Annotated in this window: 20 protein-coding genes; 2 read left to right on the top strand and 18 right to left on the bottom strand. The window is 57.5% G+C overall.

The features are described from left to right. The 10 genes from ACA067_RS09800 to ACA067_RS09755 all read right to left on the bottom strand — a co-directional run bounded on the left by ACA067_RS09800 (window position 1) and on the right by ACA067_RS09755 (window position 9,739). A complete protein-coding gene (locus tag ACA067_RS09800) occupies window positions 1-3,609 on the bottom strand; it encodes a phage tail tape measure protein (protein ID WP_497461561.1) in 3,609 nt (1,202 codons plus the stop codon). Between the two features lie 10 nt (window positions 3,610-3,619). Further along, complete coding sequence (locus ACA067_RS09795; protein WP_497461560.1) at window positions 3,620-3,910, bottom strand: DUF1799 domain-containing protein; 291 nt, start codon at window positions 3,908-3,910, stop codon at window positions 3,620-3,622. Window positions 3,911-3,927: 17 nt separating this feature from the next. Then, window positions 3,928-4,317, bottom strand: coding sequence for a phage tail assembly chaperone (locus ACA067_RS09790; protein WP_497461559.1), 390 nt, complete (start codon window positions 4,315-4,317; stop codon window positions 3,928-3,930). 9 nt (window positions 4,318-4,326) lie between these two features. Then, the gene (locus ACA067_RS09785; RefSeq protein WP_497461558.1) at window positions 4,327-4,974 is read right to left on the bottom strand and encodes a phage tail protein; all 648 of its coding nucleotides are present in this window, start codon (window positions 4,972-4,974) and stop codon (window positions 4,327-4,329) included. Between the two features lie 70 nt (window positions 4,975-5,044). Further along, window positions 5,045-5,458 carry a phage tail terminator-like protein gene (locus tag ACA067_RS09780; protein ID WP_497461557.1) on the bottom strand — a complete coding sequence of 138 codons (414 nt, stop codon included), beginning with the start codon at window positions 5,456-5,458 and terminating at the stop codon, window positions 5,045-5,047. Beyond that, on the bottom strand, window positions 5,455-6,051 hold the full coding sequence (locus tag ACA067_RS09775; RefSeq protein WP_497461556.1) for a hypothetical protein: 597 nt from the start codon (window positions 6,049-6,051) through the stop codon (window positions 5,455-5,457). The genes ACA067_RS09780 and ACA067_RS09775 overlap by 4 nt, the downstream gene beginning before the upstream one ends. A gap of 27 nt (window positions 6,052-6,078) precedes the next feature. After that, on the bottom strand, window positions 6,079-6,345 hold the full coding sequence (locus ACA067_RS09770) for a hypothetical protein (protein ID WP_497461555.1): 267 nt from the start codon (window positions 6,343-6,345) through the stop codon (window positions 6,079-6,081). Beyond that, on the bottom strand, window positions 6,342-8,195 hold the full coding sequence (locus ACA067_RS09765) for a phage head spike fiber domain-containing protein (RefSeq protein WP_497461554.1): 1,854 nt from the start codon (window positions 8,193-8,195) through the stop codon (window positions 6,342-6,344). Before ACA067_RS09765 ends, ACA067_RS09770 begins: the two co-directional genes overlap by 4 nt. Window positions 8,196-8,198: 3 nt before the next feature. Further along, entirely contained in the window at window positions 8,199-9,338 is a 1,140-nt protein-coding gene (locus ACA067_RS09760) for a hypothetical protein (RefSeq protein WP_497461553.1), read from the bottom strand. Next, complete coding sequence (locus ACA067_RS09755) at window positions 9,338-9,739, bottom strand: hypothetical protein (RefSeq protein ID WP_497461552.1); 402 nt, start codon at window positions 9,737-9,739, stop codon at window positions 9,338-9,340. Before ACA067_RS09755 ends, ACA067_RS09760 begins: the two co-directional genes overlap by 1 nt. Before the next feature lie 81 nt (window positions 9,740-9,820). Here ACA067_RS09755 and ACA067_RS09750 point away from each other — a divergent pair, with 81 nt between their 5' ends. After that, window positions 9,821-10,201, top strand: coding sequence for a hypothetical protein (locus ACA067_RS09750; protein ID WP_497461551.1), 381 nt, complete (start codon window positions 9,821-9,823; stop codon window positions 10,199-10,201). Here ACA067_RS09750 and ACA067_RS09745 read toward each other — a convergent pair. From ACA067_RS09745 to ACA067_RS09730, 4 genes are read right to left on the bottom strand one after another with little or no spacing between them, the layout of a single operon-like run. Continuing rightward, window positions 10,198-10,698, bottom strand: coding sequence for a DnaT-like ssDNA-binding protein (locus ACA067_RS09745; protein ID WP_497461550.1), 501 nt, complete (start codon window positions 10,696-10,698; stop codon window positions 10,198-10,200). The genes ACA067_RS09750 and ACA067_RS09745 overlap by 4 nt on opposite strands. 3 nt (window positions 10,699-10,701) lie before the next feature. Then, window positions 10,702-10,920, bottom strand: coding sequence for a hypothetical protein (locus tag ACA067_RS09740; RefSeq protein ID WP_497461549.1), 219 nt, complete (start codon window positions 10,918-10,920; stop codon window positions 10,702-10,704). 53 nt (window positions 10,921-10,973) lie between these two features. Continuing rightward, window positions 10,974-11,942 carry a major capsid protein gene (locus ACA067_RS09735; RefSeq protein ID WP_497461548.1) on the bottom strand — a complete coding sequence of 323 codons (969 nt, stop codon included), beginning with the start codon at window positions 11,940-11,942 and terminating at the stop codon, window positions 10,974-10,976. 11 nt (window positions 11,943-11,953) lie between these two features. Further along, a complete protein-coding gene (locus ACA067_RS09730) occupies window positions 11,954-12,661 on the bottom strand; it encodes a hypothetical protein (protein ID WP_497461547.1) in 708 nt (235 codons plus the stop codon). Between the two features lie 136 nt (window positions 12,662-12,797). Here ACA067_RS09730 and ACA067_RS09725 point away from each other — a divergent pair, with 136 nt between their 5' ends. Continuing rightward, window positions 12,798-13,349 carry a hypothetical protein gene (locus tag ACA067_RS09725; RefSeq protein WP_497461546.1) on the top strand — a complete coding sequence of 184 codons (552 nt, stop codon included), beginning with the start codon at window positions 12,798-12,800 and terminating at the stop codon, window positions 13,347-13,349. 7 nt (window positions 13,350-13,356) lie between these two features. Here the strand turns inward: ACA067_RS09725 and ACA067_RS09720 are convergent, their stop codons facing one another. Genes ACA067_RS09720 through ACA067_RS09705 form a run of 4 tightly spaced genes read right to left on the bottom strand, consistent with a single transcriptional unit; the run spans window position 13,357 to window position 17,623 of the window. Further along, the gene (locus ACA067_RS09720; protein ID WP_497461545.1) at window positions 13,357-14,442 is read right to left on the bottom strand and encodes a minor capsid protein; all 1,086 of its coding nucleotides are present in this window, start codon (window positions 14,440-14,442) and stop codon (window positions 13,357-13,359) included. Next, window positions 14,417-15,877: a DUF4055 domain-containing protein gene (locus ACA067_RS09715; RefSeq protein WP_497461544.1), complete on the bottom strand. Its 1,461-nt coding sequence runs from the start codon at window positions 15,875-15,877 to the stop codon at window positions 14,417-14,419. Before ACA067_RS09715 ends, ACA067_RS09720 begins: the two co-directional genes overlap by 26 nt. After that, on the bottom strand, window positions 15,874-17,175 hold the full coding sequence (locus ACA067_RS09710) for a terminase large subunit domain-containing protein (RefSeq protein WP_497461543.1): 1,302 nt from the start codon (window positions 17,173-17,175) through the stop codon (window positions 15,874-15,876). Before ACA067_RS09710 ends, ACA067_RS09715 begins: the two co-directional genes overlap by 4 nt. Further along, window positions 17,162-17,623, bottom strand: coding sequence for a DUF2280 domain-containing protein (locus tag ACA067_RS09705; protein ID WP_497461542.1), 462 nt, complete (start codon window positions 17,621-17,623; stop codon window positions 17,162-17,164). Before ACA067_RS09705 ends, ACA067_RS09710 begins: the two co-directional genes overlap by 14 nt. Window positions 17,624-17,627 lie beyond the last annotated feature (4 nt).

Raw genomic sequence — 17,627 nt, 5'->3', positions numbered from 1 at the left:
TCATCCTTTAACGTTTCGGCTGCTCACGCCGCCCTGGCGCCAAGATTTGGTGATCTCTTCTTTGGCGACGATACGCATACGCTCGGCCATGTTTCGCTGGAGCAGCTCAGTGTCCAGTTCTGCGCCGTCAGGCCGTCCCGCTTCTGCATCAGACATGATGATCGGCATATTGAGGCTAATGCTTGTGCCTCCACCGCTTCCGCCACCCCTACTGCTCATGGCAGCAACATTCGTCCCAGATGTAAGCGGGGTCACGCTGCCGCCGTTTGCGCCGGTCATTAGAAAGGAGCGCCCGCCCTCGTTGTAAAGCTCTGGGCCGAGTTCGTTGACCTCATACAGCGAGTTCGCCTCGACAGACCCACCCGCAGCTCTGTAGCCAGAAAAGTCGACACTGGAATAGCCGGCCTGCGTTGCACCGACATTCGACGAGACGGCACCGGCAGAACCAGAGGTCAATTCATTGCCGTTGCTGCCTGTGAAGTAGTTGGTAGCCGCCCCGACAAGGCTGCTGAGCAGCGACGAACTGGCCTGCCTGGTAGCGATTCTGGCCATATCCGCCAGAATCGACTTGGTGAAGTCACCGAATGACAACTTCCCAGTCATGGCGAAGTTGACGACTGCATCCTCCATCGAATTGAACGCGTTGCTGAACAGGCTTTTTGTCTGCCCGGCCACGTCCCGAGCCGATTCCAGATAGTTCTGCCACGCCGATGATGCGCCAGCGCTCCAGTCACCCTGGGCGGCGGTCATCTCGTTGTAATTGTCCTGCACGGTGTCGTGCAGATCCAGCTGCGTGGTTTTCAGCGCTGCCAGTTTTTGGGTGTACTCGTCGAGGCTCATGCCCCGCGAGCCCTCGCCGTACTGGCTGGCCAGATCCAGCTTCTGCGAGTTGAAGCGATCGTCGATGGCGTTCTGCTGATCGGTCAGGCTGCGCTGCCGATCACCCTGGCCCAGGCCGGCTGCGGCACGCTGCCCCTGCTGGCGCAACGTATCGACTTGCTGCTGCAGCGCGCTGGTGTAAGTCTGAACGGCCAATTCCTGCTTCTTCAGCCGGCCCTGCTCGTTCTTTGCCAGCACGTCCAGCTCACTGTCCGCAGCCTTCTGCGCCTTGAGCATGTCGGTGCGTGCGTCGGCGATCTTCTGGTCGAGCTGAATTCGCTGCTCGGCCGTGGTTTTCGCCTGGCCCTTTGCTGCCTCAAGAGCGGCAATCTCCGCCTCGTAAGCAGAGGTGACCTCGTCCCTCTCGTTGCCAATCAAGGCTTCGCGCTTGAGGAGATATTCCTGTTGCGAGATCAGCCCGGCCTTCTGCGCGGCATCCAGTTGCTTCTGGGTGTTCGCGTAATCGGCCTGTATTTCCTTGAGCGCGTTTTGGGCGTTGTTATAGCCGGTCAGGTCGACAGCGCCGGCCGATGCGGCTTTGGGGTCCTTATTCTTGTCCTTGATGTTCTGGAGGGTCTTGGCGACATAGTCGGCTTGGACCTTTGGATCATCAGGATTTGCTTTCCTCAAAACCTCGACATCGCGCAAATAAGCCTTGGTCAGCTTATCGCGCTTCTCTGCATTGGTCAGATTCGAGTCGCTGATTTGCTTAAGGCGCTGCTCGGCCTCGATACCTTCCTTCTGTACTTTGACCTTGCTTGCGTCGATCGCAGCATTCTCTGCCAGCACGACCTTCTGCTTTCTGAGAGCAAGCAACTGTTGCTCGAGAAACTTGGTCGAGCTGCTTGAGGCCCCCAAGTCATCAGGGAAAAGTGAAGTTAGAAAACCATTTTTTCGGTCGCCAACGATCTTCTCAAGGTTGGCGATCTGAGCGTCAATAGACTGCACTCTGCCGACATCCAATATCGAATCAAGCGCACCGTTGGCCGAGTCTTTCACACCTTTCCAAGCTTTTTCCCACAGGCCGAGATTCTTCGTGATCTGGCCGGATCGCTCCTGAATGGTGTCCGCATAGGTCTTTGTGAGCAGATCCGCTGCACCGACAGTATCGCCCTGCTCCTTGAGCGCGACGATCTGCGAGTACACCGAGGCAGTCAGAAACTGATACTGATTATTGAGCTCTTTTGCTGCCGCAACCGGATCCTTGGCGATTTTGACGAATTCGGCAATGGTTGCATCGACTGATTTGCCTGTGGCGTCCTCCATCGCCGCGGCAGCATATGCAATTTCCTTGAAGCTAGATCCTGCAATCACGCCACTTGCGGCCAGCTTGGTCAGGGATGCGGCTGCCTCTCCAGTGGTGCCATTCTTAGCACTGACTTGCTGAGCCAGATTGGCTAGTTGGTCCGCCGATGTTCCGGCCGCATTGCCTGTGAGAATCAGTGCCTTGTTGTACTCATCAGCCTCGTCGCTGCCCTGGCTGTAGCCATAGATCAGAACACCGATTGCTGCGGCGGCCACTGCTACTGCAGCAGCCATACCCATGATGCTCATAGATGCGCCGGTAACGCTCGCAGGGAGCGCGCCATATGCTTTCTGGGCGTTTTCAGCAGCCTCTGCCGCAGTGTTTGAGCTTTCAGCCAGGCTACCAACACCATCAGCCGCCGCCTTGGAGCCTTCCGCTACATTCTGCTGTTGCGCAGCCAGTTCGCCCAGCGCGGCGCCCGCCCCGACGATTCCCGCACCATTTCCAAATAGGGATGACCAAAAACCTTTTACCTTGCCGCCCAACACATCGAAGGTTTCACCGATACCTCCGAACGAATCCTTGATCTGGCCGCCCTGCTGGAGCAGTACGAGCAAAGGATTCTGGCCGCCAGCCAGGCTGGTAAAGATGTCCGTGAACTGCGCCGGAAGCTGACGTAGCGCCGTCTCGGTCTGCTTCGAGGTAACGCCGGTTTTGCGAAGCCCTTCATCAAAGTCGCCCAGCTTCTGCCGGGAGGCGTCAATGCGGGTTGAGTACTCACGGAATGTCTCAGCGTCGATAAGGCCGGCGGACTTGTACTTCTGTAGCTGCTCCTGCTGCTGATCGAGCTTTCCGAGCGCAGCCATGGCCGGGTTGATCTTGCCGAGAAGTGCTTGCAAGCCTTCAGCTTGAACGCCTGTCGCTGCCGCAGCTCGTCGAGTTGCCTCCGCAACCTTGTCAGTTGTGCCAACGAGCGCGTCCGACTCAGCCTGCAGGCGCCGCGAAAGAGCGGTCAGGCTACTGACCGACGACCCAGATTCATTAAGCGCCGTGGAGGTGCTGTTTACGCTGGTGGTCAGCGTCTGGTAGTACTCGCTGGAGTCAAGCGAGGCCTTTGCCATCGCCAGCAAGCGAGCCTTTGCATCTTCCGATGATTCACCCAGCTTTACTTCCGCGGTGCTGAGCTCGGTTGTTGCAGTAGTAGTCTTCTTCAGACCTTGCGTAACTTCTACAAGCGAGCGGCCGACGGTTGCCATTAACTGAGCAGTGGTGTCCTGCTTGGCATTAAGGGCTTGGAGCTCTTTCACGATCTGCTGGGTGTCACCCGCCATCCCGGACAAAGCCCTCTCCCAGGCTGAGCCGGTGCGCTTTGCGGATTCTTCGGCCCCTTTACCCGCCTCGGTCATTTTGTCGAGGTCGATGGCGGCCTGTACGGCATCGCCTGAATTTACCTCGATGCCTAACTGCGCAATTGTTCCCGACATGAGTGCTCCATTACTTCGATTCGCTCATGACGAGCAAGGCCTCGACCTCCATCACCTGAAGGTCGGGAAAAATCTCTTTGAGTCGCTTTTTGCATGTACCAAGAAAGCCGGCGACATCCCTGAGTGCTGTGTAATCAAGGCCGGAAGCCCCGCCTGCTCCCGTGCGCCACTGAGTAGACATCGCATTGAAAAGCGTGAAGGACTGCCAGTTGTCCGGCAGCACTTCGCACTCTTCTTCAACGTCTGCCAGTGACATACCAAAAGCAGCCAGATCCTCTTCTGAAGGACCTGGCTCATACATCAGGCGAGCGACCTTGATCAGTTTCCCAGGCGGACCGAGGAGAAGGCCTTCTGGTAGGCCTCCACAATTGCTTCGCCTGCGCCGGCGGAAGTTTCCACCAATGCTCGAATCGACTCAGGGCTCAACTTGTCGTCGAAGCCCCAGCCGACGACCAGCTCCCCTACCTGTTCAACCTGACGATCGATGTGCGAGTCGGTGATCTCCACCAGGGTAAGCTCGTCACCCTTAGCCTTGAATCGCTCCTGATCTTCCTTGACGCCCTCCTGCCAGCCGGCGAACAGTGCCGCAAGCTCTTTACGATCCCGGTACTTGAACTCGAACGGAACCTTGATGGTGGCACCGCCAACACGAGGAATATCCACATCTGCCTTGAAGGTCGGGTTTTGGGCAATCTTGAACTTCGCCATGGGGTCTCCTTAAGAGGCGTAGCGGGTGATTGGGGCCTGCAAGGCGAGCGTGATGGTCCGAGTCAGCAGCGCGCTGCGGGTCACAACAGGTTGGGCCGACCACGAGGTATAAGCTCCGTAGAAAATCGTGTCGTTCCCAGGCAGGTTCAGGCGGGCCGCCTGGATTTCGCCACCAGCGTCAGCGGCTTGAACGATTGGCACGTAAGCCATAGCCGGGTCATCCGCAACTGTGATGGTCAATCGGGCCGCTGCCTTGTCGATCGGGATCTCACGACCTTGGGCATCCTCAAGGAACGCGACGCCCAGGTAGTTTTGATCGCCGCCAGATGGTGCCAAGTCGGTGACCTGAGGAATCAACACCCAGGTCAGCACTTTTTTCAGCGAGCCAATGCCGCCCAATGCGGGGAAAAGCTGCAGGTTGGTGGTGTTGATGCCTTCGAGAGTGATTGCAGTAGCAGTCGCTGCTTTCACCCGGGCGACACGACCATTCAGGGAAGTCCAGCCGGAGCTGATCAGGACGATATCGCCTACAACCAGTGTTGCGCCGGTGACGGTGGCGATGGCCTCGGTTGCGTTGCTGAGGGCGGTGACTGCGAGTGGTGCGGCGTAGGTCGCGGCGTGCTGGAACGTGCCGCCGTTCGGAATTTTGATTCCCATGGGTTTTTCCTCTTTGCAGACGTGAAAAAACCCGCTCATGGCGGGTTTCAGGGTTTGCCCAACGGGCGAATTAGTTGTCGGATCGGTACATGAACGACACAGGCACAGTGAAGGTGGTGTCTTCTTGCATACCCGGTCCGGGGTCAACTGGGGTCATCGTCACCACCGCGAGAGCGCCTTTCGTGTTGCGCTCATACAGAGGGAACAGCGCTGCGATCTGACCAGCAATCACGCCGGCAGGCCCTCGATACTTGCCCGATGGCGTCACGATGCTGACCTGAAACACACCGGTGTATAGCCGGTGATCACCGCTGAGTGTGTTGCTCGCGGTGTCAGCGGGCAAAGTGAACGCTCGAAGGTAGGTCTCGCTATTCGCAGGCTTGTAGGTTTCGTTCTGGACGACGACCTTCAGCGGTACCGGCAAGGCTTTCGCCCAGCTGATCAGCTTTGCCTCATAGATCGAGGCGATGATGTTGTGGCTCATATCTGGTTGTTCCTGATGGCCTCCAACACGATCTGCTGGAAGCGGGCCACGGTGATGCGGACCATGCCGCTGGGCGCCTGAGTCGAGTGTCCAAACTCCAGAGGAATCGCGTACCCAAGGCTATTGGTGATGTAGCAGGTATCGCCCGCCTTAAATTCGATTGCGCCTGCGACGATGCGCGCCGTTGATTTGGCTCCGCTCGGATCGATCTCTTCAGTCGTTGAGCTATCCGGCGAGCCGATACTGAACATCCAGTTGCCACGAAACCGCCCGCCGACATAGCCTTCAGGCGCAACGATGTCCATGCCGTCGTTCAGTTTGCGACCAGGCTTGAGGCGGCCAGTCTTTGTCAGGTTGGTCGGATCACTGCGCAGGCCGGTGTTGTAATCGTCCACAGCCTTGTTGTACTGACTTGCCACAGCGTTCTGCGCCCAGATCTCAGGGTTGCCCACCGGTGACATCCGGATAACGCTGCTGCCGACCTCAATGAGGATCTCGCGCAGGCTCGCATCGATGGCTTCCGTGGCCTGGGCCGCGAATTCGGCAAGGCTGAGCGCAAAGCTGCCGGACTGTCCGGAATACTTGGAAGACATGCGAACCTCCTGCGAACGGATCAGCCATTAATCAAGTTGGGGTTGCGTCCAGCCCTCGACAACAGCTAGCCACTCAGCCTGATCATCAAAGCGAAGAAAGACCGTTTCAGCGTCGGCGTATACCCGGATAGGGTTCACCGGAAAGACCTGATGGTCGATTAGCTCGGGCAAAAGCTCCGTCATGTTGACGTGCCAGCCAGAAAGGAAAGTCGGCGGAGTTAGCTCGTTGCCTTCGTCGTCATAGGTGCCTGGACGATCAACGATTTTACCAATTTCGCTATATTCTCGATTCATACGGTAACCGCTTGTAGTTCTGCGTCGGATAGACGACGTGGAAAGTATTTGATCGAACGGATGTGCCCGTTCAGATAGTCGGGAATACCGCCGGAACGATAGCCAAGTTTAAGCTGATTGACGACTGGGACTTTAGACAATGCTGTCTTTGATGGAGCAACACCGCCAATGGACACGGCGAAGTCATTATCCTTATAACCTAACGCCATTTTACCAGACGCCACCGCCGTCCCGAATGTATTTGCGCTAGCGCTTACTACCACCGCAACAGCAATTCCGCCTACTGTTCGGTAATGACAAGTCATTCGATTAGTGTTAACCCCTGTCGAAAGCTCGCTACCTACAGCACCCTGCGAGCTAGTTGATGCGTCGATAAACAACGTGCCTTCCAGCGGGTTATACCAAGGACTAAGCACGTTGACCAATGGCATATCTGCCGCCCGTGTAACTTGGACCGACGAAGCAATGTCAGCGGCGCGGGTAACTTGGGCACTAGTTGTCGGGATATACGAAGAAGCATACTCTGTTTCGAGTTGCCCAGCGCAAATGTAATAACCATCCGTTCCATTACCTGCAAATGATGTGACCCCGCCGACGACTGGATACCAGCGGTCCGAAACTTGACCGTCAACCGTGCAAACACCGGTCATTGCGCAAAGGAACCAGCCGCCGCCCAACGGTTTAATACTTGCTTGCCCGTTGCTGTTACCTGAAACCGTACCCGCCGCCAAATCAAAATCAGCCTGACCAAACAAAGGCGTCGCATAAAGTTGCATTCTAATTAGGCTGTGTTCACCCGCCTTCAACACGCGCCAGGACGTGTACCGCGTACCTAATACACCGGTAAAAGTCTTTTGCAAAAAGTGGGGCGTTACATTTGCATCTGCAATGTATTTGTGAGTTAACCCCATTGGGGCGACCGGTCCGCCCGCAGGAGCGCTGCCCGCTGTTTTAGACCAAGACGCATCGGTAAAGGCTTGCGAATAAGTGTAAAGGTTAGTCGCCGCTGCTTCTACCAACAACCCAATGGGGCGAAGAACGCCTGCCGAATCATACCCATACGCATTACTACGAGCAACGTTGATAGCGGCCGTTTGCGTCGCCCCTGCCGCGTCTACGTAAGTCGCCGTTGAAGCGCGGCTTGTAAAACTGTCAATACTCGGGACATACGAAGTGTCGAAGCCTCCAACTTCTAATTGACTCATTGCAACAAGGATTGCGGGCGTTCCGTCGCCTGTGTACGAATGAACGAAAAGGCTTGTGGCTGCTTGAGCATAAACCAAACAGGTAGCGGTGGTGTTTGCGGTAAACGTGATAATGCATCGTGCCCATCCGCCGCCGACGTCAACAATGCGGGACGTAAGACCGGTATTGTTCCCGGTAAGCATCGACGTCAAATCAAAATACGATTCGACGACTGTACTTGTACCGCCAGTAGAAAGCAGCCGAAGGAAACTGATTTCTTTCTTCTTTGCAAAGATACTAAAAGTGTATGTAACACCAGCTGTTGCAGGAAATGACTTGTAAACACGACCGACGACACCCGTACCCGCATTCGGTCTAAGCGCCCAGGCGTTGAGCGTACCCATAGGATCAATGTCAGGCGAAGGCTGTACGGTCGACGCTGTTTTCACCCAACTGCTGTCGTCTATCCGAGAGCTGAAAGTTAGCAAATTCGTTCTCGGTTCCTCAATGAGCAACCCTTTAATCAACTTGCTAAGCGGGTCGTAATCAAAACGCGGTTGGTTAGCGGCCAACCATTCGTATTGCCCCGCCGAGTTCCACCGACCGCCGCCAGTGGTACGCCCGAAAGTAATCAAGTCGTTAAATGTTTTCGCTTGTAGTGCCATTGTTTACCACCCCACCAGCGCGGCGCGCTTCCATTGATTTGCGCCAACGGCGACATAGATAAAATTCGCATCTACAGCTAGGTTGCCGAGCTTCCCTGCTGCTGTAGCGCTTGCAGGTACAGCGACCATTTCCGACTGATCAGGCTGCACCCGAACCAGGGTTAGGCCGCCGACGCCGTACATATCGTCGATGAAATTCAGCGAGAGGCTTGCTCCAGCGTCCAACCGCATGACGTACCAAGCTGAGCGACCTGCGAAGTTTTCATCAGCAACAATCCGTACTGACTCGCCATCAATGAGCTGAAGCAATGCAGCGTCCGCCGCCGCTTTGGTGGCAAAGACCTTGGCACCCGACAGTTGAGCGTATGTTTCGGCGGTAACCGCTGAGTTCGATGCTGCGCCAGCGGATATCGATGCGGCGCTGGCTGATCCAGCAGCTGCGTTCTGGCTGTATTGCGCAGAGGATGCCGACGATGCGGCCTGTCCGGCTGACGCAGCAGATGCGTTGGCGGATGCACCAGATTGTGTGGCTGATTCGGTTGCGCTGTTTCGACTCGACGCCGCGGCGTCAGCACTCGACTGAGAAGCTTGTGCCCGGGACGCGGCATTATCGGCAGACTGAGCAGCTTCCCCGGCTTTGGTCTGAGCAGTACCGGCAGATGTTGCGGCGTTCTGGCGGCTGGTGGCGGCCGACTCAGCCGCGGCGATGGCGCCAGCCTTGCTCTGTGCGGCACTGGTCGCGCTGTCACTGGCACTTGTAGCTGCTTGTTGAGACGTGGTGCGATCTTGAGCAGCCGCGTTGGCACTTTGTAACGCTGCCTGACGACTTTGGCCGGCGCTCTCATCATGACCTGCCGCAGCCGATTCAGATGCAGCGGCGGCTCTTTGGCTCTCGCCCGCTGCATCCTTACTCTGTGCAGCCGCATCAGCCGCTTGCTGTGCCGCCGCGGCGTTCTCGCCCGACTCTGTAGCAATGCTCTCAACCGTCGAGGCGCGCTGATCGACAAACACCGCCAGAGCGTTCGCCTCTACCCCGAAGACCGGCAGCGAAGCCACAAACGCATCCATCTTGGGAGTGAAGTCCCTCGGCGCTTCAGATCGGGCAGGCGGCGCAGGCAGAACGGTGATTATCGGAACGCTCATCAGCGCCTCCCTTGTACTTCGAATATCAGCGGCGCACCGGCAGGGTTCGTCTCTTTCACACTGATGACGGACCAGACCGAGAACGGTAGGAAGAAGTAGTCGTAGCTGTTGGATACCGCGATATCGGAGACGGCAACCGTTAGTAGCGTCGGGGGCAGGACGTCCCTGGCGGCAATCTTGATTTTCTTATCACCCTGTTGAATCAGCGTGCTGCGCTGAAACTCAAGGCCGGTGAACTCTGCGACGATTCCTTCAGCGGCTTGCTGAGTGGTCACGCCCTCTCCCCCCGAGCCGGTTTCAGGATCGTATTCGCCAGGGGAAGTGTTTCGCAGAAGGATGGGCTGGCCGAACTCTGTGATCATCTCCAAAGCCATCACGGCCATTTCGTCGTAGAAGGCCATGGTGGCTCCGTATGCATAGGTCCAGCAGGACGGTTAGTATCCTCGTCTGTATACCCGCCCCTAATGGATCAGGAAATCACGATGACGACAGAAGAGCAGCATGTTCGCGAAGTGATGGCCAAGATGCGTAGTTTCTGCGATCAGGCCAACGAGTTGATGGATTTGCACGCTGGCAAAACTAGTTTCAATCGTATGGAGAAGGATGAACTGCAACAGCTATTTAGGTCGCTCAAGGAGGAACTCAAGCGATACGCCAAAACAGGCACTATTGATGGCAAAAAACGCGCCCGAAGCGAGTGCGAGGAGTATTACTTCGAGCCAGCTGTCAGCTCGGCGGCCGCCAACATTCTGGTGAGCGTAAACGCTGACCCGGCAACAAAAGCATGGTTCTCGTGCGTCTACGGCATCAGAACCGACATTGGACATCTGCTTTCTCAACTGGACGAGCAATATCCTAACTAAGCCCTCACAGCAAACAAACCTCTGCGCTGGAGATAATCTGCAAACTGCGTGGCGCTCGGTCGATCCGGCGCCGCCGGCAACAGTCGGCCGCTTGTGTTCGAGATTGTCGCGTATTCGCGATCAACTGCACCCTCGACGCGCTCCCGTGTAACCGCGCCTTTGCGCTTCTCGATCGGGTCAATGTCGTCGGTGTGAATCTCAGCGGCCAAAGCCATCTGCCCGTACTGGATACGGGCAGGCAAGTAGTTGTCGGGCTTGATTTGGTGATCCAACTCAACACCCCGGCGCGGCCAAGCCAGTGCCTGATCCCCGTCCATCTTGCGACCCTTCCACGTCATGCCATCCATCGCCAAGGCGGACCGGCGAAGCAGTGCTTCTTGCGAGTTCACGTCTGCAGGGATGGTCACGCCGAATTTGCTGGCGTACATGACTAAGTCCGCGGCGCTCGCGTAGCTTTCGGCATCTGGCTTGCCGGTGCCGTCCTCGATGATGAGCATGTGTTAGTCCTTCGTTTCGGTCGAGTCTGCGCCAGCTCTGCCCGGAGCATCACGATACTCAGCCTTCAGTTTAGCCTTAGGCGGCTTCTCGGCTTCCCTGTCACGGTCGTCCGTCACGTTGGCATCAATGATGATCAGGCCCGCTTTATTAGCCATGCCCTTCACGTCGTCTTCGTAACGGTGGAACGGGCCCGGCAGATACCAGATGTTGTTGTCAGTCATCGTTGTTACTCCGCTGGGCCAGGGCATTATGCCCCGGCGCAGTCATCGAATGGTTACTTGGCGGCGTCACCGATCACTGCAACACCAGCGGTATCCTTGATGCTGGCGGCGGTCTTATCCCAGTTCGTGCCGGTGGCAAGCGCCGCACTGGTAGGCGACTTGCCGCCGTTGGCGACGTCCCAGGTGTAACCCTTGAGCCCCAGGCCGAAGGTGTAGTCAACCTGAATGGTGGTCTCGATGCGCTGCAAGCCGTTGGTGGTCTGCACGTTCGAGATGATGTCGCGGTTGTCGTGCACCAGTGCGGCACCAGCGGCCAGACTAAGGATGATTTCCTTGTTCGGCGTGCCGGTTTGTCGCAGAGCAGGAGCGTCGGTCACCACGGAGATCTTGCCGAGGATGTCGACCACTCGAACGTTGCCAGCTACGAAGAGGTTGGTGGAGTTACCGATCGCCTGACCAATCAGCTTGTGCCAGGTGGAACCTTGCATCACCTGAGCAACCAAGTTTTGGCTGGAGTCACCAAACTTGGCATGCGAGTTGTTCAGCGCAGCCTGGGAGACGCCGAGGGTGGCCGAAACATCGTTTACCGCAGCAGCCTGAGCAGTGATGGCTGCGACCAGAGCAGCGATCGCAGTGTTCAGTTGGTCGCTCATCAGGACTTCCGCGAACGCGCGGCTCGCAACTTCGATACCTTGAGCGGTTGGACGCTCCAGCCAGGTCATCTGGGATGGCTCGTAGCGCAGCGGGCCGAAACCACCTGCAACCTTCACAGTAGTGTTCTGCAGTTCGGTCAGGTCAACCGGCGTTACCGCAGAGTTCGCGCCGTAGCGATTCACCCGACGCTGAGCAGCGCCGAGGTTCTGGAAGAAAGATTCCTGCAAGAAGTCGCCGGTGAATCCTTCCGGGGAAAGCACGATCGCACCATTGCTCGCTGCGTTAAACGCATTGAGCATTTGGTCCAGCGTCTCGAGAGTCGCCGGCATGATGTAATCGTTGAAAACCTGCATTTGAGCCAGGGACATGGATCATTTCCTTACTTGAGAGGGAGATCGGGGAACCGGCTTGCGATCGCTGCCTGTCGTTCCTCCTTGGTGCCGCCAATTTTTCCTTTCGCGGCCCCGCCGCCATTCCCAGCACCTGCAGCCCCGCCACCAGATGCCTTGCTACCCGCGATCAACGGCGCGAACGCCGTGTCGTTTGCGAATTCTGCTTTCAGCTCATCCAGCGTTGCCGCCGAGAGCTTGCCCTGCTGGTCGAGCACGACCACAACAGGCTTCCCGTCGCGCTGCTCGACGCTCAGACGGCGTTCGATGTGCGGCAACAGGGCTTTGGCGCTGCCGGGGATTGCCAGGGCAGACGCGATATCAGTAGCGGTGCGTCCGACAGTCAGATCCCGGATCTGCGCACTCAGCGTTCCACGCTCCTGTTCCAGCGTGCCGTTCAGCTCAGCTTCGCGGCGGTTGTATTTTTCGGACCAGGAGCGTTCGAGCTCTTCGACGTTGCCAGACTTGCGAGCATGCTCTTCGCGCTCCAGGCGAGCCTGGTCTTCGGCGTCCTTACGAGCCTTGTCGGCGGCCTTCTTCTCGTCGAGAAGCTCCTGAACCTTCGACTTCAGGCCGGAAACGTCTTCGGGTTGCGGCAGGCCTTCAATGCCGAGTACGAACTTGCCGTCCTTCTCGGTGTAAAGAGCGCGCACGGTTTCGTCGACACCATCAAGGCTGTCCAGTTGGAATTTCAGCATTTGTTGTCTCCCAGAGACGAGGATGCAGGCCCTGCCTGCGTTAGAAATTTTGCGAGCGGACCATCTCGAAGTTTTGCTTTTCACTTCGAACCATGGATGATCAGCCGTTTGTTCGGATACCCAAGGAGGACAAGTCATGACAGCGGGCGATTACGCGAATTTTGTTGCCGCATTTTCTGGTTCTGCTGCAGCAATTGCGGCAGTAATCACCATCAGAGTCACCGCTCGAGAAAGATCAGACGAGCGTCTAGCCGGCTATGCCGTTAGGACATTAGAGCGAGCATATCAATCACTTGTCGGACCTGATGGCGCCGCCCAAAGAGTTCCAGCCGACCGCTTAGCATGGCTAACTTCTGCGAGACTGATTGAGCAGTACAAAGACGCAAAACAGAAAATCAAGAACTCCGTAGTTCTGCACGAATGCGAAGGACACGAAGAGCACTGGCGCCATCAGTTTTACCTCGCGCTTCAGCCTCTCCAGCAGGTTTCGCCTGAGTATTTCTCTACAAATCGCCCAGGCAGCGGTCCGATTCACGAAATTTCTGCCGTCATCATCCATGCATTTGCAACTTGGCCCGAAGGCAAGGTAGACCCCGTGGATACCTACATTAGTAAAGCTGAAGCAATATCAAAGCTTAGGGTGCATCGAATGTGGTTTTCATTAAGGCGCTACCTAAAGCTGGACTGATATCGGTTCACAATCCTGCCCGCTCGAACGCCAAAGGCTCTAGAGCCTTCATTTGCACAAGGGTAAGAGGTGAAAAGTTGCGATCAAGCTGCAGCTCAGAGAACCGCTCGATGCTCAGGCCGCCTTCGCGAAACAGCTTTGCGCGGACCGGGCCGATGGCCTTGTCCTGAAACGCTGCCGGCTGCTGCTTCAGCCAGTCGTAATAGCTGAGGTCCGCCCTCACCTGCTGCGCGCCACCGTCACCGATGGATGCCCGCGTGGCATCCTTGGCGAATAGAGCGCTGAAGCGGGTGACCGCCACCACCGTCGAGCGACAATTGATGTGGATTGGCGGCCGCGGCCCCTCGGTCAGCTTGAACCGGCGCTTATCGAGTGACCGGCACTGGCTGGTCGTCTTCGTATCCAGGGTGCTGACCCACTCCACCGCCTGCACGACGTCGCTGTTTTCCTTCAGCGTCTCCATGCGCGCCTGGGTGGCAACGTGCTGCACCGCGGTTCGCACCACGGAGCCGGCATTTCGGTTGGTCGTGGCCAAGATGCCGTCGTTGTACTTGAGCGCCTTGGTCCCGCGAATATTCTTGATGATCTGGAAGTTGGTCTGGCCTTCGAAGAAGCCTTGCCGGATCGCGCCAGTGAGGCGTTGTCGCTCGGTGGCGGTGAAGCCATCGATAAAGGTCTTGAGCAGCTTTCCGCCGTCCGCACCGCGCACGCTGAGTGGGTTGGTGAGGATGGCCGCCCTGATCGCAGCAGCGCCAGGCACCGCCGCATCGAACGTGACGCCAACCGGTGCCGCCCGTGTGAGGCTGGTCGCTTCGAACTCAGCCTCGTAATTGGCAATGTCCACCAGGTCGAGGTTCAGCTTCTCGCTGTAGCGTTCGAAGATGCCCAGCAGCAGACTATCCACTTCACTCAGCAGGCGTTCCAGCCGAATGATTGTGTAAGCCGTCAGGTCGGTGCGAGTCAGTCGCTCACGGATTGAGCGGTCGATTTCCTTCAGGAAAGGTCCGAACTTTGCGACCTCTCCCGACTTCAGTTGCTCGAGGAAGACGGCGTGCCGAATGGTGGCATCAAGGATCGCTTGGTTTGCGGCCATTTGGGGTTACCTCTTCATCGTCCAGGTCGAGCGATGGGCTCTCAGTTTCCAACTCGTCGCGGATCTGGTCATCGGTTTTCTCGGCGTCGATAACCCCGCGATCGCGCAAGTACTGCCAGAAATCAGCCGATGGCAGCTTGCCGCCCTGCACAGCGTTGAACAGTGCAGAAAGGATCGTCGCGTCCAGGGTGATCTGGCTGAAGTCCTGATTGAGCTTGTAGAGGGTTTCGCCGGGAGCGTTCACAAACTCAGCCATCCAGATCAGACACTGGGTGTAGGCCTCGCTAACGTTGCTCACCACCAGGGAGAGCACGCTGTGTTCCGCGGCGCTGTCGTTGTCGGCCTGGGTTGCGGTCTTCACCGCGCTGCCCCGTTCGATCAACCGCGCGCCGAGCGACACCATGTCCTCTTTCTTGGCGTCCATCGCCTCTTTGGCCACGGTGTTGGGCTGAGCCTGCCAGACGCCACATGTGCCACTGACCGGAAGCAGCCAGGGTGCACGTGAGCCAAGGAAAATGCCGTCCTTCTCCATGTGATCACGCCACTGCTCATCAAGCCCCGCCATCCACGGTTGAGGCTGGCCCACCAGATAGGCCGCCTCTTCATAGTCCGCGCTGTTGCGGTAATGGCCGATGTTGACTTCGGCCATGTCGTACAGCGGTGAGTCGTCGATGCTGGTGTCGTTGTTCTCGCTGCCCAGGAACTGGAACGGGATCAGGCGCCAAGGCTGGCCGAGGCCATTCAACGGCGTAAAGGGCGCGATGATCAGTTGCGTCTGGCTTGAGCCCTCCTCCCACACTTCCTGCGTGTAGACGCCGGTAGCATCCAGGCGAAGCACTCGAAAATGAACGACCTGCTCGCTGCCGAAGCCGTCATCGGTATCGACATCAACCGTCTCGCGCAGCACAACCAGGCTCAGTAGATGCTGTCCACCGACTTGGCGAGTCTTCCAGTTGATGATGGCCTCAGCCGGGTAGCTGGCGACATTCGCCCGGGCTCGACCTGCTTGTTCGTCTGCTTTGCTCACAGAGCCGGCCACAACAGCGGCGTAATCCACCAGCAGCCCGTGGCGGCCGACTTCGAGCAGATGCCCAATGACCGACTGCGATTGCTGGTAGATGCTCACGCCCTGCCCGTCGATGTCCTTTGATACGTAGTCGAGAGCACCGGGGACAGTCAGCGTTGGCCAGGTGCGGAACACCGCTCCAACCAAACTGTGTTTCGTGCGGCCCGTGGCGTTATAGAACACCGCTCGCTTTTTGTACGCGTCGTAACGTTCTTTGTTGTCCTGGCTGGTGTCTGATGCGTTCGGCCTCGGAAGGTAATAATCACCAGCACCCTTGATGGTCTCCGAGCCCTTGCAGACGTCGCGCACCAAGCGCCAGCGGTATCGCGCCGCTGTGTACTCGGGGCGGGTAAAAGTGACGTCCGTCATCGGGCGACTCCCATTTTCATTGAGGTGACCGGTTTAATGATCGGGTACTCGCGATGGATGAAGTAACCGCCGCCGTCGTTGGCGTGGTCGTTGCCCTGGCTCTTGTCCGGCTCGCCGTTGGGCGCCCAGATCTGTTGCTCAAGGCCATCGGCATAAGTCGGGCAAGTAAACGGGTTGACGAGATAACGCCGCTCGCCCTGCGCATTGCAGAACATGGCGTTCATAGCGTTAATCCGATCCTTGACCGGAGGGTTGGCCGCCGGTGCGATGACCGCGAAGCCTGCCTGCTTGAGCATGGCGATATCGGTGACGCTGGCATTGACCGACTTGCGTGAATCACCGGAGGCATCCGGGTAGATCCGGATTTCGCAGGTCTTCTTGTAGTCGTTGCCGTTGTGTTCCCAGTACCGTTCCTTGATGCGACGGATCATGTCCGGCGTGTCGTAGCCATCCATCAGTTCATCCACTGCCCGCGGCAAACCCTGTTCACGCTTGACGTGGGTTACCGCTGCCATCTTTCCCACGTTGAAGTCCATGCCGATGAATAGCGGCTCGCCCGGGTGCACGGTGTCGAAGCACTGGTTCAGCTTGCGGTCGTAAGCGTGGTAGATCGATCCAGACGTCAGGTTGACGAACTGGCCGTTGAGGTAAGCACGGATCAGCTGCTCGGGGTACGACTCCATCAGCGATGGGATGTAGTCGTCGGGCAGGTTGAGTTCGTTGTCGAAGGTGCTGGCCTGCACCAAGCCGTACATCTCGTTGAGCTTTGGCTTATCGCGCAGCTGCTTCACGAACTGCAGGAAGACGAACTTGAAGCCTTCCGGCGTCGTGGTTACGTCAACACCGTTCTTCAGCCCGGGCAGGTTGTAACGCATCCGGGCAATGATCTTGCGCCAGGCTTGCTGCGCCTTGATAGACGTCAGGACGTCCAACTCATCCACCAGGGCGTGGCCGATCTTGAAGCCGACGATGGTCTGCGGCTTCTCCATTGACCGGCAAATCACAGTGCCGCGATACTGCCGACCGCTGTAAATGTGAACCTCATGGTTCGCCTGATTGATCTTGGTCTTCAGCCCCCAGTCATGGGCCACCTCTTCCACCGTCGGGTAGAAGATGTCCCGGATCTGCGGGTAGGTTGGTGCGAAGTAGCCAGCGTTGACGCCGGGCCACTCCATGAAGTGCTTGCACAGCGCAGAGCATCCCACCCAGGTCTTGCCTGAGCCGAACCCGGCAACGAATGCGCGGAATTTGTGGGGTAGCGTGAGGAAGTGAGCCTGCGGAACGTTAAGGCTCGGCATGCGGCTTCCTCGCATCCACTACGTCGACCTGAATGCGGGTCGGGATTGTTGGTTCGTCGCCAGGCTCATCTTTCCGGTGGCGATTGACGTAGATGTCGCCGACTTCCTTGGCTGCTTGCTCCAGCAGTTGTGCTGTCAGGGCCATGTTTCGCATGTTCTCGGCTTTCTCAGCCATTCGCCCGAGCGTGCGAAGTCGAAAGGCTCTGTTTGCGATCGGGATCTCTGCTGTCTCTTCGCGGAAGCGCTTGCGGGTGTCGTGGAACAGGGTCACCCACTTCACAGCAAGCCCCTTCCCGGCAGCCTTGGTTGGGTCGTGCGTCTCCACCTGCTGGCGAGTCACGACAACCCCGTATTCGTTCTTGACGGCATCCACCACTTGGGACGGGGTGTCAAAACACGCCAGGGCCTGAACGATGAAGCTCTTCACCTCATTTTTCAGGGCTGCCATAAAT

Source organism: Pseudomonas sp. LBUM1674, assembly GCF_059695635.1.
Note: the sequence above shows the minus strand (reverse complement) of the source record. Positions and strands in the feature narration are given on the sequence as shown.

Bases quoted from the DNA above. Each gene is read 5' to 3' on its own strand.
- ACA067_RS09755 (WP_497461552.1), bottom strand. From the start codon at position 9,739: ATGGCCTTCTACGACGAAATGGCCGTGATGGCTTTGGAGATGATCACA.
- ACA067_RS09780 (WP_497461557.1), bottom strand. From the start codon at position 5,458: ATGAGCCACAACATCATCGCCTCGATCTATGAGGCAAAGCTGATCAGC.
- ACA067_RS09790 (WP_497461559.1), bottom strand. From the start codon at position 4,317: ATGGCGAAGTTCAAGATTGCCCAAAACCCGACCTTCAAGGCAGATGTG.
- ACA067_RS09745 (WP_497461550.1), bottom strand. From the start codon at position 10,698: ATGCTCATCATCGAGGACGGCACCGGCAAGCCAGATGCCGAAAGCTAC.
- ACA067_RS09765 (WP_497461554.1), bottom strand. From the start codon at position 8,195: ATGGCACTACAAGCGAAAACATTTAACGACTTGATTACTTTCGGGCGT.
- ACA067_RS09730 (WP_497461547.1), bottom strand. From the start codon at position 12,661: ATGCTGAAATTCCAACTGGACAGCCTTGATGGTGTCGACGAAACCGTG.
- ACA067_RS09725 (WP_497461546.1), top strand. From the start codon at position 12,798: ATGACAGCGGGCGATTACGCGAATTTTGTTGCCGCATTTTCTGGTTCT.
- ACA067_RS09735 (WP_497461548.1), bottom strand. From the start codon at position 11,942: ATGTCCCTGGCTCAAATGCAGGTTTTCAACGATTACATCATGCCGGCG.
- ACA067_RS09760 (WP_497461553.1), bottom strand. From the start codon at position 9,338: ATGAGCGTTCCGATAATCACCGTTCTGCCTGCGCCGCCTGCCCGATCT.
- ACA067_RS09720 (WP_497461545.1), bottom strand. From the start codon at position 14,442: ATGGCCGCAAACCAAGCGATCCTTGATGCCACCATTCGGCACGCCGTC.
- ACA067_RS09710 (WP_497461543.1), bottom strand. From the start codon at position 17,175: ATGCCGAGCCTTAACGTTCCGCAGGCTCACTTCCTCACGCTACCCCAC.
- ACA067_RS09785 (WP_497461558.1), bottom strand. From the start codon at position 4,974: ATGGGAATCAAAATTCCGAACGGCGGCACGTTCCAGCACGCCGCGACC.
- ACA067_RS09775 (WP_497461556.1), bottom strand. From the start codon at position 6,051: ATGTCTTCCAAGTATTCCGGACAGTCCGGCAGCTTTGCGCTCAGCCTT.
- ACA067_RS09740 (WP_497461549.1), bottom strand. From the start codon at position 10,920: ATGACTGACAACAACATCTGGTATCTGCCGGGCCCGTTCCACCGTTAC.
- ACA067_RS09705 (WP_497461542.1), bottom strand. From the start codon at position 17,623: ATGGCAGCCCTGAAAAATGAGGTGAAGAGCTTCATCGTTCAGGCCCTG.
- ACA067_RS09800 (WP_497461561.1), bottom strand. From the start codon at position 3,609: ATGTCGGGAACAATTGCGCAGTTAGGCATCGAGGTAAATTCAGGCGAT.
- ACA067_RS09715 (WP_497461544.1), bottom strand. From the start codon at position 15,877: ATGACGGACGTCACTTTTACCCGCCCCGAGTACACAGCGGCGCGATAC.
- ACA067_RS09795 (WP_497461560.1), bottom strand. From the start codon at position 3,910: ATGTATGAGCCAGGTCCTTCAGAAGAGGATCTGGCTGCTTTTGGTATG.
- ACA067_RS09750 (WP_497461551.1), top strand. From the start codon at position 9,821: ATGACGACAGAAGAGCAGCATGTTCGCGAAGTGATGGCCAAGATGCGT.
- ACA067_RS09770 (WP_497461555.1), bottom strand. From the start codon at position 6,345: ATGAATCGAGAATATAGCGAAATTGGTAAAATCGTTGATCGTCCAGGC.